General features: G+C 74.0%; 18 protein-coding genes. 10 read left to right on the top strand and 8 right to left on the bottom strand.

The window, feature by feature from the left end:
* Positions 1-47: 47 nt before the first annotated feature.
* Both ACYU8I_RS00945 and ACYU8I_RS00950 read left to right on the top strand, forming a co-directional pair.
* A complete protein-coding gene (locus ACYU8I_RS00945; protein WP_460836444.1) occupies positions 48-1,613 on the top strand; it encodes a carboxyl transferase domain-containing protein in 1,566 nt (521 codons plus the stop codon).
* Positions 1,614-1,742: 129 nt separating this feature from the next.
* Positions 1,743-3,605, top strand: coding sequence for an ATP-binding protein (locus tag ACYU8I_RS00950; RefSeq protein WP_460836445.1), 1,863 nt, complete (start codon positions 1,743-1,745; stop codon positions 3,603-3,605).
* Between the two features lie 4 nt (positions 3,606-3,609).
* Here the strand turns inward: ACYU8I_RS00950 and ACYU8I_RS00955 are convergent, their stop codons facing one another.
* On the bottom strand, positions 3,610-4,299 hold the full coding sequence (locus ACYU8I_RS00955; protein WP_460836446.1) for an EcsC family protein: 690 nt from the start codon (positions 4,297-4,299) through the stop codon (positions 3,610-3,612).
* 32 nt (positions 4,300-4,331) lie between these two features.
* Here ACYU8I_RS00955 and aat point away from each other — a divergent pair, with 32 nt between their 5' ends.
* Positions 4,332-5,003 carry a leucyl/phenylalanyl-tRNA--protein transferase gene (gene aat / locus ACYU8I_RS00960; RefSeq protein ID WP_460836447.1) on the top strand — a complete coding sequence of 224 codons (672 nt, stop codon included), beginning with the start codon at positions 4,332-4,334 and terminating at the stop codon, positions 5,001-5,003.
* A gap of 112 nt (positions 5,004-5,115) precedes the next feature.
* On the opposite strand, the gene ACYU8I_RS00965 is transcribed toward aat, so the two are convergent.
* Both ACYU8I_RS00965 and ACYU8I_RS00970 read right to left on the bottom strand, forming a co-directional pair.
* Positions 5,116-5,454 carry a rhodanese-like domain-containing protein gene (locus ACYU8I_RS00965; RefSeq protein ID WP_460836448.1) on the bottom strand — a complete coding sequence of 113 codons (339 nt, stop codon included), beginning with the start codon at positions 5,452-5,454 and terminating at the stop codon, positions 5,116-5,118.
* A gap of 244 nt (positions 5,455-5,698) precedes the next feature.
* Positions 5,699-6,583, bottom strand: coding sequence for a DNA-formamidopyrimidine glycosylase family protein (locus ACYU8I_RS00970; RefSeq protein WP_460836449.1), 885 nt, complete (start codon positions 6,581-6,583; stop codon positions 5,699-5,701).
* 76 nt (positions 6,584-6,659) lie between these two features.
* On the opposite strand from ACYU8I_RS00970, the gene ACYU8I_RS00975 reads away from it, so the two are divergent.
* The 6 genes from ACYU8I_RS00975 (at position 6,660) to ACYU8I_RS01000 (ending at position 11,636) form a co-directional block, all read left to right on the top strand.
* Positions 6,660-6,896, top strand: a complete 237-nt coding sequence (locus ACYU8I_RS00975; protein WP_460836450.1) for a hypothetical protein — start codon at positions 6,660-6,662, stop codon at positions 6,894-6,896.
* Positions 6,897-6,939: 43 nt separating this feature from the next.
* Positions 6,940-8,157: an AAA family ATPase gene (locus ACYU8I_RS00980; protein WP_460836451.1), complete on the top strand. Its 1,218-nt coding sequence runs from the start codon at positions 6,940-6,942 to the stop codon at positions 8,155-8,157.
* Entirely contained in the window at positions 8,154-9,290 is a 1,137-nt protein-coding gene (locus tag ACYU8I_RS00985; protein ID WP_460836452.1) for a winged helix DNA-binding domain-containing protein, read from the top strand. Before ACYU8I_RS00980 ends, ACYU8I_RS00985 begins: the two co-directional genes overlap by 4 nt.
* A gap of 33 nt (positions 9,291-9,323) precedes the next feature.
* The gene (locus tag ACYU8I_RS00990; RefSeq protein WP_460836453.1) at positions 9,324-10,145 is read left to right on the top strand and encodes a glycerophosphodiester phosphodiesterase; all 822 of its coding nucleotides are present in this window, start codon (positions 9,324-9,326) and stop codon (positions 10,143-10,145) included.
* Between the two features lie 82 nt (positions 10,146-10,227).
* Entirely contained in the window at positions 10,228-10,659 is a 432-nt protein-coding gene (locus ACYU8I_RS00995; RefSeq protein ID WP_460836454.1) for an ATP-binding protein, read from the top strand.
* 29 nt (positions 10,660-10,688) lie between these two features.
* The gene (locus ACYU8I_RS01000; protein ID WP_460836455.1) at positions 10,689-11,636 is read left to right on the top strand and encodes a DUF5926 family protein; all 948 of its coding nucleotides are present in this window, start codon (positions 10,689-10,691) and stop codon (positions 11,634-11,636) included.
* A gap of 129 nt (positions 11,637-11,765) precedes the next feature.
* Here the strand turns inward: ACYU8I_RS01000 and ACYU8I_RS01005 are convergent, their stop codons facing one another.
* The 4 genes from ACYU8I_RS01005 to ACYU8I_RS01020 form a co-directional block, all read right to left on the bottom strand.
* Positions 11,766-12,221, bottom strand: coding sequence for a hypothetical protein (locus ACYU8I_RS01005; RefSeq protein ID WP_460836457.1), 456 nt, complete (start codon positions 12,219-12,221; stop codon positions 11,766-11,768).
* Between the two features lie 9 nt (positions 12,222-12,230).
* Positions 12,231-12,557, bottom strand: coding sequence for a DUF4333 domain-containing protein (locus tag ACYU8I_RS01010; RefSeq protein WP_460836458.1), 327 nt, complete (start codon positions 12,555-12,557; stop codon positions 12,231-12,233).
* 66 nt (positions 12,558-12,623) lie between these two features.
* Positions 12,624-13,817: an arginine deiminase gene (locus ACYU8I_RS01015; protein WP_460836459.1), complete on the bottom strand. Its 1,194-nt coding sequence runs from the start codon at positions 13,815-13,817 to the stop codon at positions 12,624-12,626.
* Positions 13,818-14,041: 224 nt separating this feature from the next.
* Entirely contained in the window at positions 14,042-14,881 is an 840-nt protein-coding gene (locus ACYU8I_RS01020; protein ID WP_460836460.1) for a prephenate dehydratase, read from the bottom strand.
* Between the two features lie 80 nt (positions 14,882-14,961).
* On the opposite strand from ACYU8I_RS01020, the gene ACYU8I_RS01025 reads away from it, so the two are divergent.
* Positions 14,962-15,357 carry a DUF4446 family protein gene (locus tag ACYU8I_RS01025; RefSeq protein WP_460836462.1) on the top strand — a complete coding sequence of 132 codons (396 nt, stop codon included), beginning with the start codon at positions 14,962-14,964 and terminating at the stop codon, positions 15,355-15,357.
* Positions 15,358-15,706: 349 nt separating this feature from the next.
* On the opposite strand, the gene ACYU8I_RS01030 is transcribed toward ACYU8I_RS01025, so the two are convergent.
* Entirely contained in the window at positions 15,707-17,290 is a 1,584-nt protein-coding gene (locus ACYU8I_RS01030; protein WP_460836464.1) for a bifunctional phosphatase PAP2/diacylglycerol kinase family protein, read from the bottom strand.
* Positions 17,291-17,323 lie beyond the last annotated feature (33 nt).

Consider the following 17,323-nt stretch of genomic DNA (forward strand, 5'->3'; position numbering starts at 1 on the left):
CGGCAGCCGGACTGGCCGCGCATGTTAATGATCGCTAACATCGCGGCGTGACCGTGACGGCTGGCACCACCCCCTCGATGACCGAGCTGGTCCAGCAGCTGCGCGAGCGGCTCGCGCGCGTGCGGCAGGGAGGGCCGCAGCGCTCGCGGGAGCGTCACACCGCCCGCGGCAAGCTCCTGGTCCGCGACCGCGTCGACGCCCTGCTCGACCCGGGCAGCCCGTTCCTCGAGCTCGGCGCCCTGGCCGCGTGGGGCATGTACGGCGAGGCCGGCGACGACACCGCCGTGCCGTCGGCCGGCATCGTGACGGGGATCGGCAGCGTGCACGGCCGGCAGGTGCTCGTGGTCGCCAACGACGCCACCGTCAAGGGCGGCACCTACTACCCGATGACGGTCAAGAAGCACCTGCGCGCCCAGGAGGTCTCCCGGGCCCACCGGCTGCCGTGCGTCTACCTCGTCGACTCGGGCGGGGCCTTCCTCCCGCGGCAGGACGAGGTCTTCCCCGACCGCGACCACTTCGGCCGGATCTTCTTCAACCAGGCCAACCTCTCGGGCGCAGGCATCCCCCAGCTCGCCGCCGTGATGGGCTCGTGCACCGCCGGCGGGGCCTACGTGCCGGCGATGAGCGACGAGACCGTGATCGTGCGCGACCAGGGCACGATCTTCCTCGGCGGCCCGCCGCTGGTGAAGGCCGCCACGGGCGAGGTCGTCACCGCCGAGGAGCTCGGCGGCGGCGAGGTGCACGCCAAGCGGTCCGGCGTCGTCGACCACCTCGCCGACGACGACCGCCACGCCCTGCGCATCCTGCGCTCGGTGGTCGACACGCTGCCGCGTGATGGTCTCGACAGGCTCGACCAGCGAGGGGCGGGCGAGGTCGAGGAGCCGCTGGAGGACCCCGAGGGCCTGCTCGACGTCGTGCCCACCGACAGCCGCACGCCGTACGACGTGCGGGAGGTCGTCCGCCGCATCGTCGACGGCAGCCGCTTCCACGAGTTCAAGGCGTTGTACGCCGAGACGCTGGTGTGCGGGTTCGCGCGGATCCACGGCCACGAGGTCGGCATCGTGGCCAACAACGGCATCCTGTTCGGCGAGTCCGCCCGCAAGGGTGCGCACTTCGTGCAGCTGTGCGACCAGCGCGGCGTCCCGCTGCTGTTCCTGCAGAACATCTCCGGCTTCATGGTCGGCCGCGAGTACGAGAACGGCGGCATCGCCCGCGACGGCGCCAAGCTCGTCACCGCCGTGGCCTGCGCGTCGGTGCCGAAGTACACCGTGGTCGTCGGCGGCTCCTTCGGCGCCGGCAACTACGGCATGTGCGGGCGCGCCTACGACCCGCGCTTCCTGTGGATGTGGCCCAACGCCCGGATCTCCGTCATGGGCGGCGAGCAGGCCGCCTCCGTGCTCGCCACCGTCGCCGGTCGGGAGGACGACGACGACTTCAAGGCCCCGATCCGCGAGCAGTACGAGACCCAGGGCTCGGCCTACTACTCCACGGCCCGGCTGTGGGACGACGGCGTCATCGACCCCCGCGACACCCGCCGCCTGCTCGGCATGGCGCTGGGCCTCGCCGCCGACGAGCCCCGACCGACGCCCCACTACGGCGTCTTCCGGATGTGAGACGCGCAGCGGTGGGCGAGGAACGAGCTCGTCGCGGGGGCGCGGCCAGGTCGAGCAAGCCCCGCGACCGAGGCACGAGGTCGCGACGGACGCGTCGAGACCCAGTGAGACGAAAGGCAACCTGAAGTCATGTTCACCAGAGTCCTCGTCGCCAACCGCGGCGAGATCGCGCTGCGCGTCTTCCGCACCTGCCGCGACCTCGGCGTCGAGACGGTGGCGGTGCACACCGACCTCGACGCCCGCGCTCCGCACGTGCGGGCGGCCGACGTGGCGATGCGGGTCGAGAGCTACCTCGACGTCGACGCGGTCGTGGCGGCGGCCGTCTCGTCCGGCGCCGACGCCGTCCACCCCGGCTACGGCTTCCTGTCCGAGCGCAGCACCTTCGCCCGCGCCGTCACCGACGCGGGCCTCGTCTTCGTCGGCCCGAGCGCCGAGGTGATCGAGCTGATGGGCCGCAAGGACGCCGCCCGCGAGGTCGCCGAGCGCGCGGGCGTGCCCGTGGTGCCGGCGTACGACATGGTCTCGACGAGCTCGACCAGCGGAGGTCCGTCGTCGGTCGAGCCTGTCGAGACCACCGACACGAGCGGCTGGGTCTTCCCCGTCCTGGTCAAGGCGGCGGCGGGAGGCGGCGGCAAGGGCATGCGGGTGGTGCGCGCGGCGGCCGACCTGTCCGAGGCGGTCGCGGCGGCGCGACGCGAGGCGACGGCGGCCTTCGGCGACGACGCGATGCTGGTGGAGAAGTACGTCGAGCGCGGCCGCCACGTCGAGGTGCAGGTCGTCGGCGACGGACGGGGCGGCGCGGTCCACTTCGGCACCCGCGACTGCTCGGCGCAGCGGCGCCACCAGAAGGTCGTCGAGGAGGCTCCGGCCCCCGACCTGCCGCCCGAGACCCGTGCGCTGCTGCACCGCGCCGCGGTCGACCTCGCGGCCGAGGTGTCGTACGCCGGCGCCGGCACCGTGGAGTTCCTGCTCGACGTCGCGACGGGCGACGTCTACTTCCTCGAGATGAACACCCGGCTCCAGGTCGAGCACCCCGTCACCGAGCTCGTCACCGGCACCGACCTGGTCGCGCTGCAGCTGCGTGTCGCGGCCGGCGAGGCCGAGGCGCTGACCGGCCTCGACGAGGGTGTCGAGGTCGACGGCCACGCGATGGAGGTGCGCGTCTACGCCGAGGACCCGTACGCCGGCTTCCTGCCGCAGGCGGGCCGCGCCACGACCGTGCGCTGGCCGCACGGGAGCGGCGTCCGCGTCGACCACGCGCTGGAGGACGGGCAGGTCGTCAGCACGGCGTACGACCCCATGCTGGGCAAGGTCGTCGTGCACGCGGCCGACCGTGAGGCCGCGCGGCGCGGGCTGGTGCGGGCGCTCGAGGAGACGGCGGTCCTCGGGCTCACCACCAACGTCGGCTTCCTGCGGGAGCTGGTGGCCTCCGACGCCTTCCGCGACGGCGAGGTCGACACCGCCTGGCTCGACCGCCACGAGCTGACGGCGCCCGACCCTGCCCCCGCCCGCCGGGCCGCCGCGCGCGCCGTGCTGGCCGCGGAGGGCCGGCCGGGCGGGCCCTGGCGCGACGACGGCTTCCGCCTCGGCGCTGACGCCGCCCCGGTCGTCGTCGACCTCGACGAGCCCGTCGTCCTGGAGCCCGCCGACCTCACCGGCCCGGTGCCGGTCGCCGCGGTCAGCCAGCGCCGCGTCGAGGTCGTCCACCTCGGCCAACGCCACGTGCTGGAGCGGCCCGACCCCTTCGCCGACACCGTCGCGGCGATCGGCGAGGGCACGGTCGCCGCCCCGATGCCGGGCACCGTGCTCGACGTGCGCGTCGGAGTCGGCGACGTCGTCGAGGCCGGCCAGGTGCTCGGGACGCTGGAGGCGATGAAGATGGAGCTCGCGCTCACGGCCGGTGTCACCGGCACCGTGGCGGCCGTCGGCGCGGCGGCGGGCGACCAGGTCGCGCTGGGCGCCGCGCTGTTCGAGGTGACGCCCGACGCCTGACGCGTCAGGCGTGGTGGCGCAGCAGCAGCTCGCGGTCGGCGAAGCGGCCCACCTGCCACGTCGCGTAGCCGTCGGTGCCCGCCCCGACGACACCGCCGACGACCGGCACCCGTCGCCCGACGGCGTAGGCGAGCCGCTTGCCCGCCACCCGCGTCATGAGCTCGCCCGCCACCTCGTTGGCGACGAGGCGGTCGAGGTCGGGATCGTGGACCGGGGCGGTCGCGACGGCCATCGGCGGACCGGGGAGGCGCTGCTCGCGCACCAGCTCGTGCACCTTCTCCTCGCCGAGCAGCGTCGTGAGCACGGCATTGCGCACGCGCGGGTCGGCCAGGTCGTGGCCGCGCAGGTGCGCCAGGGCCGCCACCATGCGGCACTGGATCATCGCCAGCCCACCGATGTTGGCGGGCACGGCGACCGGCATCGTGGCGAGACCGCCGAGGTTGGTCACGAACCCCTGCGCGCCCGCGAGACGCACGTGCGACTCGATGAGGCTCGAGACCGCCTGCGCCTCGTCGTCGTGCTCGACGAACGCCCGCTTGCCCACGACGGAGGCCGGCTCGAGCGGGCCCACACCCGCGACCGCCCGGTCGTAGGCCTGGTGCACGAACCCGGCGGCCAGCTGCGGCGCGGCCCGACCGAGGTCGTGCTGCAGGCGCCGACCCAGCTGCTGGGCCAGGTCACGCGCCAGGGTCATGGCGCCACAGTACGGCCGGGCACCATGGTCACGTGCCCGTCGAGCCCGCCCCCTCCCCCTGGCTCTTCCCGCCGTCGGACGACGCCGACGGCGACGTGGTGTGCGCCGGCGCCGACCTCGCGCCGGGCACGGTGCTGGCGGCGTACCGGCAGGGGCTGTTCCCGATGGCCCTCGACTCCCGCCGCCCCGACGAGATGGGCTGGTGGTCACCGGAGCAGCGCGGCGTGCTGCCGCTCGACGGCCTGAGGGTCAGCCGCTCGCTGCGGCAGTCGCTGAAGCACTACGAGGTCCGGGTCGACACCGCGTTCGGCGACGTCATCGCGGGGTGCGCCGACCCCTCGCGCGACGGCGGCTGGATCGACCGCGGCATCGTCCGCGCGTACACCGAGCTGCACCGGCTCGGCTGGGTGCACTCGGTCGAGGCGTGGCGCGACGGCGAGCTCGCCGGTGGCCTGTACGGCGTCGCGGTCGGCGGCCTCTTCGCGGGCGAGTCGATGTTCGCCCGGCAGCGCGACGCGTCCAAGGCCGCGCTCGTCGGCCTGGTCGAGCTGCTCCGCGACGAGCACGCGGAGCACCGCGTGCTCGACACCCAGTGGCAGACCCCCCACCTCGCCACGCTCGGCGTCGTCGAGGTGCCGCGCCGCGACTACCTCCGCCGCCTCGACCGCGCCCTCACCCTCCCCCTCCCCGCCGCCTTCGCCTGACGCCCGGGCCGGGGACGAACTGGGCAGCTCGCGGTCCGCGGCCGGTGCGAGACGCACGACCAGACGGCGTCCCGTCCGCCGATCCGACGAGCTGCCCGTCGCTCGACGTCCCTCAGACGACGAGCGGGGCGCCGCCGTCGTCGCGGACCATCGCGCGGCCGGCCTCGGCCCAGTCGATCATCCCGCCGGCGAGGTTGACCGCCTCGAAGCCCTTCTCCTGCAGGAAGGCCGTGGCCTGCGACGACCGGCCGCCGACCTTGCACACCACCAGCAGCTGCTGGTCACGCGGCAGCTCCTCGACCCGGCCGGGCAGCTGCTGCAGCGGCACGTGCACGGCGCCGTCGATGTGGCCGTGCTCCCACTCGACGGGCTCGCGCACGTCGAGCACCGTCACGCCCTCGGGCATCGGGTCGGGCACCTGGGCGACCTCGACGGTCGGGACCTCGATCATGGGGCCAGTCTCCACCTGGGGTGGTCTGCTCGTCGGGGCGGCCCTTCGAGACGGTCGCTGCGCGACCTCCTCAGGGAGCAGGGGACGGTCGCTGCGCGACCTCCTCAGGGAGCGGAGGACGGCGCGGCGCGACCTCCTCGGGGAGCAGGGGACGGTACGGCGCGACCTCCTCAGGGAGCAGGAGGACGACTCGGCGCGACCTCCTCAGGGAGCAAGGCACGGCAGGGCGCGACCAGGCAGGCGGCTACTTGAGCAGACGCGACATGCGGCGGTCGGCGAGCGGCTTGCCGCCGGTCTGGCAGGTGGGGCAGTACTGCAGGGAGGAGTCGGCGAAGGAGACCTCGCGGACGGTGTCGCCGCACACGGGGCAGGCCTCGCCGGTGCGGCCGTGGACGCGCAGGTTGGTCTTCTTCTCGCCCTTGAGCTTGGACGCCTCGAGGCCGGCCGAGCGCTCGACGGCCGCGGTCAGGGTGTCGCGGACGGCGGCGTAGAGGACCTCGACCTCCTCGTCGGTCAGGCTGCTGGCCGGCTTGAAGGGCGACATGCGAGCCACGTGGAGGATCTCGTCGGAGTAGGCGTTGCCGATGCCGGCGATGGTGCTCTGCTGGCGCAGCACCCCCTTGAGCTGCGACCGGCCGTGCTCCGCGAGGATGCCGCGCAGCGTGTCGATCCCGAAGTCGCCGACGAGCGGGTCGGGGCCGAGCGAGGCGATGCCCGGCACCTCGGCCGGGTCGCGCACGACGTACAGCGCCAGGCTCTTGCGGGTGCCGGCCTCGGTCAGGTCGAGGGCCGCCTCGCCCCCGCCGTCGGGCGACGGCGAGAGCAGCACCCGGGCCGCGAGCGGCGACTTGGTGCTGGGCCGGGCGGGGGCGGCCGGCGGGTCGTCCTTCCACCGCACCCAGCCGGCCTTGGCGAGGTGGATGACGAGGTGGGTGCCGGAGACGTCGATGTCGAGGAACTTGCCGTGCCGGGTCACCCCGTCGACGAGGCCGCCCGACAGTGCGGTCACCGGTGGGTCGTAGGTCTTGAGGCAGCTGAACGCCACGACGTCGACGCGCACGACGGCGCGGCCGGCGAGCCGGCGCGACAGGTCTCCGGCGAGCGCTTCGACCTCGGGCAGCTCGGGCACGCCGCCAAGGTACCCAGCCCAGACCCCGGGCGGCAGGGGTCTGGTCAACCACCGGCACCGGGGGCGACCATGGGTCATGGCCGCTACCCACCAGGCGCACGTCGACCTCGGCACCGACGTCTTCCTCGACCGTCGCGGTGGCGGTCGCGCGCTCGCGGTGCGCTGGGAGCACGCGGGTGACCCCGCCGACGACGAGGTGACGCTCTCGCTGTGGCGAGGTGCGGAGTGCGCGGGCACGTTCCGGCTGTCGAGGGCCGAGGTGCCGGCCGTGCTGGCGACGCTGACCGCCGGACTCGCTCCTACGACACGCTAGCGATGTCTAGGGCTCACGCTAGACAGCCCGATACGGTCCGATCGTGGACCCCGTGCGCAACCCCTACGCCCCCGGCGCCGGCCAGCGCCCGCCCGAGCTGGCCGGTCGTGACCGCGAGCTGCAGCAGTTCGCGGTCGTGCTCGAGCGGGTGGCGGCCGGGCGGCCCGACCGCAGCCTGGTGCTCTCCGGCCTCCGCGGCGTCGGCAAGACGGTGCTGCTCAACGCGCTGCGCAGCCTCGCGGTGCAGCGGGCCTGGGGCACCGGCAAGCTCGAGGCGCGGCCCGACCAGTCGCTGCGGCTGCCCATCGCCCAGGCCGTCCACGCCGCGCTGCGCGAGGTCGCGCACCGCCACCGCGACCCCGAGCGGGTCGAGGCGGTGACCGGCGTGCTCAAGGCCTTCGCGCTGCGTACGCCGCTCGAGGAGCGCAAGGCGGCGAGCCGGGCGGCCGGTGCCGGGCAGGGCCGGTGGCAGCCCCCGACGGACGTCGAGGCGACGAAGGGACGGGCCGACTCGGGCGACCTCGAGACCGACCTGGTCGAGCTCTTCACCGACGTCGGGTCGCTCGCCCGCGACCTCGGGGTCGGCGTCGCGCTCTTCGTCGACGAGATGCAGGACATCGCGACCGCCGAGCTCGCCGCGCTCTGCGGCGCCTGCCACGAGATCAGCCAGCAGGGCTCCCCGCTCGTCGTGGTGGGCGCGGGCCTGCCCCACCTGCCGGCCGCGCTCGCGGCGTCGAAGTCCTACGCCGAGCGCCTCTTCCGCTACGTCGCCGTCGACCGGCTGCCGCGCGAGATGGCCGAGCGGGCCTGGACCCTCCCGGCGGCCGACGAGGACGCGACGTACGAGCCGGCGGCCCTCGAGGAGCTCTACCGGCTGACCGACGGCTACCCCTACTTCGTGCAGGCCTACGGCAAGGTCGTCTGGGACACCGCCGTCCGCACCCCCATCACCTGGGCCGACGTGGTGCAGGCGGCGCCGGAGGCCGAGGGCGAGCTGGCGGTGGGGTTCTTCGGGGCCCGCTACGACCGCGCGACCCCGGCTGAGCGCGACTACATGGTCGCCATGGCCGACCTGGGCGAGCAGGTCGGCGACGGCGCGGTCGCCACCGCCGACGTCGCGCGCCGCCTCGACCGCAAGCCGCAGTCGCTCTCGCCGGCGCGTGACGGCCTGATCAAGAAGGGCCTCGTCTACTCCGGCGAGCGCGGCACCGTCGCCTTCACGGTGCCGCACTTCGGCAAGTTCCTGAGGAGGCAGGTGTGAGCCTCACCTGGGAGGAGCTGGGCGCCCGCTCGGCCGCACGCCACTTCCCCGCGGTCGAGGGGCGCGACGTCGACGCCGTCGTCGCGACGATCGGCGCGACGGGGCCCGTGCAGTCGCAGACGGCGCGGTCCCCGTACGTCGGACTCGCCGCGCGCCTGCCCGGCGTCGAGCGCGACACCATCACCGCCGCCCAGGAGCAGTGGCGGCTGGTGCGCGGCAGCAACCTGCGCGGCACCGTGCACACCTCGACGGCCGCCGACCACGCCCTGATGGAGGCCGTCACCCGCTGGTCGATGCGCGCCATGTGCCAGCGCCTCTGGCGACCGTCCGCGGTCGAGGTCGACGAGGTCTGGGCCGAGGTCGAGGCGTACGCCGCCGACGAGTGGCGCACCGCTCAGGAGGTGCACGACCACGTCCGCGCCTGGCTCGACGAGCACGACCCCGACCACCGGGCGAGCATCGACGAGACGGTCGGCCGGTCGATGTCCAACGGCCACGGCGGGCTGCTGCGCAAGCCGTCGAGCGGCGGCTGGGAGGGCCAGGGCAAGCCCGTCTACCGCACGGCGCGCGAGCTGCTCGGCCCGCGCGACTCTGTGCTGGCCGACCCGGAGGGTGCGCTCGACGCACTGGTGCTGCGCCACGTGCGGTGGCACGGACCGTCGAGCCGGCACGACGTCGCGTGGTGGGCCGGCCTCACGCTCGGCGTGGTCGACGGCTCGCTCGAGCGGCTCGCCGACCGGCTGGTGCCGCTCGAGGGCCCCGACGGCCTGACCTTCCACGACCTGCCCGACGCTCCCCCGGCGGCGGAGGAGGCGGGCGTGCGGCTGCTGCCCGAGTTCGACGCCGTGGTCTGCGCCTACGACACCAAGCGGCGCGACCGCTTCGTGACGCCCGAGCACTTCGCCCGGCTGTGGAACCCCCGCAACGCCCTGATGCAGCCCTTCCTGCTCGTCGACGGCCGCATCCGCGGCACCTGGCGGCTCGAGGGCAGCGGAGCACGCCGCCGGCTCGACGTGCGCTGGTTCGCCGGCACGCGCCGCCCGCGCAAGGCCGAGGTCGAGCGCGCTGCCGAGGCGCTCGCCGCGGCGTACGGCGTCACCCTCACCGGCCTCGCGCTCGGCTCGGCGGGCTGACGCCGGCCCACCCGCGGGGGCACACTGCTGACCATGGTCACGCAGCGGCCGTGGGTGGTGGCGCACCGCGGGGCGAGCGCGCTCCACGCCGAGCACACGCTGGGGGCGTACGTCTCCGCGCTCGAGGCCGGCGCCGACGGGCTCGAGTGCGACGTACGACTGACGGCCGACGGTCACCTCGTGTGCGTGCACGACCGCGACCTGCGCCGCACCGGCAGCCGCCACGGCGTGGTCTCGGCGATGGAGCTGGCCGAGCTGGAGCAGGTCGACCTCGCGTCGTGGAAGCGGCCGTGGGCCGAGCTCGACGACGAGGCACCGGAGGCCGACCCCGAGCAGCGCACCGTGCTGACGCTGCGTCGTCTCGTCGAGACCGCCCTCGACCACGCCGCCTCACGTGGCGCGCCGGTGCGACTCGCGATCGAGACCAAGCACCCCACGCGGTACGCCGGCCTCGTCGAGCGGCGGGTGGTCGAGCTGCTCTCCGACTACGGCCTCACCGACCCGGGCTCGCCGGTGCAGCTGATGTCGTTCTCCTACGTCGCGCTGCGACGGCTGCAGCGCCTGGCGCCGCACCTCGACCTCGTGATGCTGGTCGACGACAAGCGGCAGCACTGGGCCCGGGTCAAGCCGTTCCTGGAGCCCGGCTGGATCGTCGGTCCGGGCATGGACACCGTGCGCGCCGACCCCGACCGGGTCGGGCGGCTGGTCGGCAAGGGGCGTCGGGTGCACTGCTGGGTCGTCAACGAGCCGGCCGACGTCGACCTGTGCGTCGGGCTCGGGATCGAGGCCCTCATCACCGACCACCCGGGGCGCACCCTGGCCCACGTCGGGCGCCGGGAGGACCGTCCGGGTTGAGGTGGTTTCGAACCGGCACGGGCTGGGCAGTTTCCCTGCGGAGACCAGCACAGCACTCAGCGGTCCCGTCTGTGGAGGACGCATGACCATGACCCTCGAGCCGAGAGTTCCCGAGGCTGTCAGTCTCGACCTGCCCTTCTCGCCCGAGAGCGCCCGCGTGGCGCGCGGGGCGCTGCACACGTGGCTCGACTCCGTCGACGCCGCCGACGAGACGCGCGACGACGCCCGGTTGCTCATCTCCGAGCTGGTCGGCAACTCCGTGCGTCACGCCCGCCCGCTCGACGACGAGCTGCTGCGCGTCGAGTGGCGCGTGGAGGCCAACGCCGCTCCGCGATCACTGCTGGCCATCAAGGTCACCGACGGTGGTGCCGGCACCGTGCCCTCCGTCGTCGACGCCGGCACCGGTGACACCTGCGGCCGCGGCCTCGCCATCGTCGAGCACCTCGCGGCGCGCTGGTGGGTCGAGGGCAGCGGCAGCGGCGTCACCGTCGTGGCCGAGATCCCTCTGGCCTGACCCCCTCCACCTGACCCTAGGGTGCGTGCATGGGGAAGAAGTCACGTCAGCGCACCCGTACCGAGACCGCCGAGCGCGTCGAGACCGCCGAGGGCGCGGTCGGTCCGCGCCAGCCGTGTCCCTGCGGCTCCGGCCGGCGCTACAAGGCGTGCCACGGCAGCGGCGGGGGTGCGTCGCCGTACGTCGCCCGCCCCTTCGCCGGCCTGCCGTCCGAGCTCGACCTCGTGGCGCTCAAGGAGTTCGTGCCGGCGGCCACCGCCCCGCTGCCGCTGAAGGAGCCGCACGAGCGCTCCGTGCAGGTGTGCTCGTTGCTGCCTGGGGCCGCCCCGGCGCTGGTGCGCGACGACGGCACGGTGTGGCTCGGCATGCAGGTGCAGCACTCCTACGGCGACCCCAGCCGCGACCTGGCCGCCGTCCTGCTCGAGGCCCTCGAGGCCGAGCCGGGCAGCCTCATCGGTCTGCCCGAGCCGCCCGGTGAGGGCCCGCGGCTGCAGGACCTCGTCGCCGACGAGCCGCTGACGATCACCGTGCACGAGGGCTTCGACTACTGGGTCGCCGACGTCGAGGGTGACGACACCATGGCCTCCGCGCTCGACCAGGCCAACCAGGCCGCGTCCCCGACCGTGCGCCTGACGTCGGTCGAGGCGGCGTACTGGACCAACATGGGTGACCGCGAGTACCTCCGCTGGACCCTGCCGCACGCCGAGGACGACGTGCTCGACGCCCTGGCCCGGTTGCACGCCGCTGGCGAGGACGGTCTCGTCGAGGGCAGCCGGCTGATCGGCATGTTCCGGACCCACGGCCTCGTCGTCCCCGTGTGGGACGTGCCGCGCGGCACCGGCGGCGAGGCCCTCGAGGAGCCCCTCGACGCCTTGTCCACCCGGCTGAGGGCCGCGCTCGAGTCGACCGAGCCGCTCACCGCGGAGGAGAGATCGGCCCGCAACGGCCTCGCGAGCCGGCAGCTGACGGTGCGCTGACGGTGCGCTGACCTGCGGCGCAGCGACGACGCGCCCGCGCGGTTGTGAGCGCGCTCGGCGATGCCGTACTGTCGGTCGTGCCCGGTCGATGTTGTCCCCCCCGTCAACACCGACCGGGCACCTTCGTTCTCAGGCCCGCCTGGTCGGCCGGGCGCTCGCCACGAACGGCCCGCGCCACATCAGCGCCGCCGAGGCCACCATCACCAGGGCGCCCACCGCGGCGCCCGCCGCCGCGATCACGCTGCCGCGGCCGATAGAGGCCGCGTTGACCAGCAGCAGGAGCAGGATCAGCCCGGCGACGCTGCCGTTGACGACCGCCAGGGCGACTCGGCCGCCCTCGGGCCGTCGCAGCAGGGCGACGTAGAGCACGACGTCGAGGACGAAGAGCGCGCCCAGCGGGAAGACCAGGAGGAACGCGAAGCCGTGGGCGGAGGTGTCGACGCCGCGGGCCTCGGCGTCGCCGACCCACCAGCCGAAGAAGACGAAGAGCACGAGGGTCAGCACCGGCACCCCGAGCAGCCCCGGCAGCAGCAGGCGGGCGCCGGCGGCGGGGTCGCGACGTGGCGGTACGACGGGGGCGCTCACGCCGACCGGTCAGTCCATCGGCTCTTCGTCGACCCGGATGCCGAACCTGACGTCGTCGCCGTCGACCGCCGTCGTCGTGACGGTCATGCCGATCCTGGTGTCGTCGGGTGCGGTGAGCACGCAGCGGACCTGGGCGTCGACCTCCGCCGGCAGCGGGTCGTCGCAGGTGATCGCCTTGGGGGCCGTGCCGACCTCGGCCTCCAGCTGGGTCGCGACCTCCTGCTCGAGGTCGTCGGTGCCGAGCGTCGGGACGTCGTCGGAGCCGTTGCCCACCGACACGCCGCAGCCGGTGAGCAGCACCAGGGAGCCGGCCAGGAGTGCGAGCGAGCGACGCATGAGCAGACCTCCGGTGGGGACACGGCGGAGGCGACGTCCCCCGACAGCGTCGACGGTACCGCGCGCTCAGACCTCGTCGCGGGCGACGGGGCACGACATGCAGCGCGGCCCGCCACGCCCGGAACCCAGCTCGGACCCGGCGATGGCGACCACCTCGATGCCGGCCGCCTCCATCCGGGCGTTGGTCTCGACGTTGCGCTCGTAGGCCACCGCCACCTTCGGCGCGATCGCGAGGGTGTTGTTGCCGTCGTCCCACTGCTCGCGCTCGGCGGTCACCGGGTCGAGGCCGGTGTCGATGGTGTGCAGCGTGTCGAGACCCATCGCCTTGGCGGCCGCGACCAGGAACGGCTCGGCCGGACCCACCTCGAGCCGGTCGTCGTCGCCCGCGGTGACGGTGTGGGCGACCAGGTGGTCGGCGACGTTGGGGTAGATCGTGAAGGTGTCGACGTCGACCATCGTGCAGACCGTGTCGAGGTGCATCGTGGCCCGCTCCTGGGCGATCGGCACGGCCAGCAGGGTGTGCACGCCGCCCTCACCGAAGACCTGCCGGGCCAGCCGCTCGGCGCCGGCAGGCGTCGTACGCTCCCCGACGCCGACGGCCAGGACGCCCGGCGCGAGCAGCAGCACGTCGCCGCCCTCGACGTGCTCCTGGTGCCAGCCGTGGAAGGTGGTGGTGCCGGCGAAGCGGGGGTGCCGGGTGTAGATCAGCTCGGTCAGCTGCGTCTCGCGGTCGCGCGCGGGCATCGCCAGCGAGGTGACGGCGACCCGGTCGCCGATCCAGACGCTGGAGTCGCGGGTGAACAGCAGGTTGGGCAGCGGGTCGACGACGAAGTCGTCGGAGGCCAGCAGGCTGGTGACCAGGCCGAAGCCGCCGCGCACCTCGTCGTTGCGCAGGCCCGCCGTCAGCACCTCGGTCAACGCCTCGGGGCCCAGCTCGCCGAGCCAGCCGCGCAGGTGCTCGCGCAGGGTGTCGCCCAGCCGCAGCGACTGCGTGACGCCGGCGACCGCGACCTCGCGGGCCTCGGCGTCGGCCAGCGTCTCGGTGAGCAGCTCGGTCAGGTAGAGCACCTCGACGTCGCGGTCGCGCAGCGCCTGCGCGAAGGCGTCGTGCTCGTCCTGCGCCCGCGAGACCCACGGGATGCCGTCGAAGAGCAGCTGGTCGTTGTTGCGCGGCGTCAGCCGCTTCAGCTCCGGACCGGGGCGGTGCAGCATCACCGTCCGCAGCCGACCGACCTCGCTCGTCACCCCGGGTGCGCTCATGCCCGCAGCCTAGGGCCGCTCGCTCCCTGAGGCGCGAGCGCAGCGAGCCCCCTCGCTCCCTGAGGTGCGAGCGGAGCGACCCCCTCGCTCCCTGAGGTGCGAGCGGAGCGAGCCGCCTCGCTCCCTGAGGTGCGAGCGGAGCGACCCCCTCGCTCCCTGAGGTGCGAGCCGAGCGACCCCCCTCGCTCCCTGAGGTGCGAGCGGAGCGAGCCACGAAGGGCATCTCAGCGGCCCCGGAACGGCGCGGCGGCGTACACGCCCATGATCTTGACGTCGGTGGTGAAGAAGGTGAGCTCCTCGAGCGCGCGGGCGAGGCCGGGCTCCTCGGGGTGGCCGTCGACCTCGGCGAGGAACTGCGTGCCGGTGAACTGCCCGTCGACCATGTAGCTCTCGAGCTTGGTCATGTTGACGCCGTTGGTCGCGAAGCCGCCGAGCGCCTTGTAGAGCGCCGCCGGCAGGTTGCGGACGTTGAAGACGAAGGTCGTCACGACCGGCCCCTGCCCCACCGGCGCCTCGACGAGGTCGCGCGAGAGCACCACGAAGCGGGTGGTGTTGTGGTCGGCGTCCTCGACGTCGTCGCGCAGCACCTCGAGGCCGTACGTCGCCGCGGCGAGCGGCGGGCTGATGGCCGCCATCGTCGGGTCGCCCGACTCGGCGACCTCCCGAGCCGCCCCCGCGGTGTCGCCGGAGATGACCGGGTGCAGGCCGAGCTCGCGGATCACGCCGCGGCACTGGCCGAGCGCGTGCACGTGGCTGTGCACCGACCGGAGCCCCTCGAGCGTCGCGCCCGGCAGCGCCATCAGCGAGAACCGGATGCGCAGGAAGTGCTCGGCCACGATGTGCAGCCCCGACCCGGGCAGGAAGTGGTGCACGTCGGCGACCCGGCCCGCGATCGAGTTGTCGATCGGGATCATCGCCAGGTCGGCCTCGCCGCCGGCGACCGCGGCGAAGGCGTCCTCGAACGACGCGCACGGCAGCGCCTCGAGGTCGGGGTAGTGCTCGAGGCACACGATGTGCGAGTTGGCTCCCGGCTCGCCCTGGTAGGCGATGCGCTTCGTGCTCACGTCGCTACTTTCCCACGCGGCTGCGGGCTGTCGTGGCGCGTCGGTCGGTCGTGGGATCGCCCGCTGCCTAGGCTTCCCGGGTGATCCTCGTGGCCGTCCTCGCCCTGCTCCTCGCCGCCGCGGCGCTGTTCGTGTCGCTGGCGGCGCGGCGCGGCGGCGCGCGGCGTACGGTCGCCGACGACACCGACCTCCCCACCGACGTCCAGGCCCTGCGTCAGGAGGTCGCCGCCCTGCGCCGCGAGGGCGCCCAGGCGCTGCGCCACCTCGCCGTCGTCCGCTACGACGCCTTCACCGACACCGGCGGCCAGCTCTCGTGGAGCCTCGCCCTGCTCGACGACTCCGGCAGCGGCGTCCTCGTCACCTCGATCCAGGGCCGCTCCGAGTCCCGCACCTACGCCAAGAACGTCGTCGACGGCCGCTGCGAGCAGCAGCTGAGCCCCGAGGAGCAGGACGCCATCTCCCACGCCCGCGGGTGAGCGCCCCGGGCGACCGGAGTGCCGCGAGGCTCCTGTCGACGCGGTCGAGGCGCGGGGCCGGGGCGCAGGGCCGGGGCGCAAAGTCACTGGTTCACCAGTGACTTTGCCGCTGGACGCGGCAAACAATCGTGGCTCAGCGTCAGACTTCGTGGCTCAGTGAGAGTCCGATGACCCGTCGTGTCACATCAGTCACAAGACTCACTGGTTAACCAGTGAGTTTGCTGGCACCACGTCGACCCAGCCACCCAAGCCGCCGTACGACGACTGGGCGCGCTTCTCAGTGACTTAGTGCCTGTTGCCGCGGCCACGAAGTCACTGGTTACCCGCCTGAGCGGGTAATCAGGAACCACTACCGCCGCACCCGCACCAGCAGCCGGCCGTGGATGCAGCGGGCGCGGATCTCGCGACCGGGCTCGATCAGGTCGCCGTCGAGCTGGCGGGGGGCGTCGGCGTGGGCGCGGACGACGACCTCGCGGCCGCTCATGCGGGTGATGGTCTCGTCGGTGCGCTTGGAGCGCGACAGCACGCGGGCGGCGAGGGGGATCCAGGACAGGAACCGTCGGGGGTAGAGCAGCACGACGTCGAGGCGGCCGTCGTCGATGGCGGCGTCGGGGATCAGCGGCATGCCGGCCTGCAACGCGCCGACGTTGCCGACGACGACGGTGCGGGCGCGGTGGCGGGTGAACTCGCCGCCGTCGACCGAGATGTCGACCCGGATCGCGGGGAACATCAGCGCCTTGAGCGCCGAGAGCACGTAGGCGAGCCAGCCGACGCGGGCCTTCACCTGCTCGTTGACGCCCTCCATGATCGCGGCGTCGAAGCCCATGCCGGCCATGACGAGGTAGACCGAGTCGTCCATGTTGTCGCCGCTGACCTCGACCATGTCGACGGCGCGGTCCTGGCCGTTGAGGCCGACGTCGACGGCCGAGCGCAGGTAGAGCGGCAGGTCGAGGTTGCGGGCGAGCAGGTTGCCGGTGCCGGCGGGCACGATGCCGACGGGGATGCCGGTGCCGGCGAGCTCCTCGCACACGGCGCGCACGGTGCCGTCGCCGCCGACCGCGAGCGCGAGGTCGGCACCGTCGACCGCGGCGGCGTGCGCCATGCCGTAGCCGGTGTCCTCCGGGGTCGTGCGGTGCCAGTCGACGTGGGCGTAGCCGGCGTCGCCGGCCAGCTCCTCGACCAGCGCCTGGAAGCGACCGACGTCGTCGACCTTGATGGGGTTGAGGATCACCGCGAGCCGCTTGCGGTCGGCGACGGCGGGGGTGTCGGAGGGCAGCGGGTCGGCGACCGCGGCGATGCTGCGCGGCGTCGGGTCGTACGCCGCCAGCCAGCCGAGCACGATTGCCGAGGCCAGCGCCACACCCCCGAGCACGTCGGAGACGAAGTGGACGCCGAGGAAGAGTCGGTCGGCGCCGACCAGCACCACGAGGAAGACCGCGAGGCCGGTGACGAGGCGTCGTACGCCGCTCCGCCGCACCAGCAGGTGGGTGAGCACGATCGCGACCCCGGCGGCGCCGGTCGTGCCGGTGGCGTGGCCCGACGGGAACGAGAAGCTCGTCAGCTCCAGCAGGCCGAGCTCGGGCCGGTCGCGTGCGATGAGCAGCTTGGCGCCGGTGGTGGCCAGCGAGACGGTCGCCATCACCAGCAGGGTCCAGATCGCGGCCCGGTGGTAGCCCTTGTTCAGCAGCAGCCCGGCGGTGACCAGCGCGGCGATCGTCAGCGGGAGGGTGCCGAAGACCGCGCTGACCAGCCGCCAGAAGCCCTCCAGCCAGCCGTGCGCCTCGGTCTGCTCCTGCGGCCACGCCCCGACCCACTCGTCGAAGCGGTGCAGCGGACCCCACTCGGTGAGCACGAGCGCGAGCAGCACACCGAACACCGCCAGGCAGGCCACGGCGGCCAACCCCTGGGCACGTCGACGCTGCACCTGGTTCACGGTTGACGAGCATGACAGGCGCCGTACGCCGCT

It is taken from the genome of Nocardioides marmoraquaticus, from assembly GCF_054777915.1.

Bases quoted from the DNA above. Each gene is read 5' to 3' on its own strand.
- ACYU8I_RS00950 (WP_460836445.1), top strand. From the start codon at position 1,743: ATGTTCACCAGAGTCCTCGTCGCCAACCGCGGCGAGATCGCGCTGCGC.
- ACYU8I_RS00955 (WP_460836446.1), bottom strand. From the start codon at position 4,299: ATGACCCTGGCGCGTGACCTGGCCCAGCAGCTGGGTCGGCGCCTGCAG.
- ACYU8I_RS00965 (WP_460836448.1), bottom strand. From the start codon at position 5,454: ATGATCGAGGTCCCGACCGTCGAGGTCGCCCAGGTGCCCGACCCGATG.
- ACYU8I_RS00975 (WP_460836450.1), top strand. From the start codon at position 6,660: ATGGCCGCTACCCACCAGGCGCACGTCGACCTCGGCACCGACGTCTTC.
- ACYU8I_RS00990 (WP_460836453.1), top strand. From the start codon at position 9,324: ATGGTCACGCAGCGGCCGTGGGTGGTGGCGCACCGCGGGGCGAGCGCG.
- ACYU8I_RS00995 (WP_460836454.1), top strand. From the start codon at position 10,228: ATGACCATGACCCTCGAGCCGAGAGTTCCCGAGGCTGTCAGTCTCGAC.
- ACYU8I_RS01000 (WP_460836455.1), top strand. From the start codon at position 10,689: ATGGGGAAGAAGTCACGTCAGCGCACCCGTACCGAGACCGCCGAGCGC.
- ACYU8I_RS01010 (WP_460836458.1), bottom strand. From the start codon at position 12,557: ATGCGTCGCTCGCTCGCACTCCTGGCCGGCTCCCTGGTGCTGCTCACC.
- ACYU8I_RS01015 (WP_460836459.1), bottom strand. From the start codon at position 13,817: ATGAGCGCACCCGGGGTGACGAGCGAGGTCGGTCGGCTGCGGACGGTG.